Source organism: Curtobacterium luteum, assembly GCF_001475545.1.
GTDB classification, from domain to species: domain Bacteria; phylum Actinomycetota; class Actinomycetes; order Actinomycetales; family Microbacteriaceae; genus Curtobacterium; species Curtobacterium luteum_A.
Genome location: NZ_LDQC01000160.1, coordinates 1 through 578 on the forward strand (window position 1 = coordinate 1; position 578 = coordinate 578).

Genomic DNA, 578 nt, shown 5'->3' on the forward strand with positions numbered 1-578 from the left:
GTTGACGTTGGCGATGTTGTCCGAGATCGCGTCGAGCCACTTCCGGTGGACGGTCATGCCGGTGCTCGCGATGCCGATCGCGTCGAACGTGGTCACGAGTTCGTCCGCATCGCCGCGCGGACGCTGGTGAGCTCGGCGTTCATCGCCTGCGTCGCGAACTGGTAGCGCAGCACCGTGTCGACGTTCGAGAGGGTCTCCTCGTCGAGGTTCACGTTGTTGCCGTTCGTGTTCGTCGGCTCGAGGCTGCGGGCCACCGTCGGGGTCGTCGCACCGTTCCCGTCGACGATCGACTTCGCGAGGGCGTCCTCGAACTGCACCTTCTCGGCGTGGTAGTTCGGCGTGTTGATGTTCGCGACGTTGTTCGCGATCACCCGCTGGCGCATCGACAGGCCGTCGAGGGCGCTCTGCAGCGCGGCGCTCGTCACGGAATCGAACACAGTTGGACCGTCCCCTCGGTCGACGCGTCCCCTGACGTCGTCGATGTGCGGTGGCCGATCCGTGGCCGGTTGGGCGAGCGATCCCTGCTCGTACGGGCCTGTCGGCCGCCGTGCGCGGGGACGTTAGGCGTCGCCCCGAAC

Annotated in this window: 2 protein-coding genes; both read right to left on the minus strand. The window is 67.3% G+C overall.

Annotated features, from left to right (window positions below; all coding sequences use genetic code 11):
* The coding region (locus NS184_RS18805) for a flagellar basal body protein (protein WP_242863100.1) at positions 1-96 on the minus strand (96 nt) is incomplete at its 3' end.
* A complete protein-coding gene (locus NS184_RS16885; protein ID WP_058727224.1) occupies positions 93-437 on the minus strand; it encodes a flagellar basal body rod protein FlgB in 345 nt (114 codons plus the stop codon). The genes NS184_RS18805 and NS184_RS16885, both read right to left, overlap by 4 nt.
* Between the last annotated feature and the right edge of the window lie 141 nt (positions 438-578).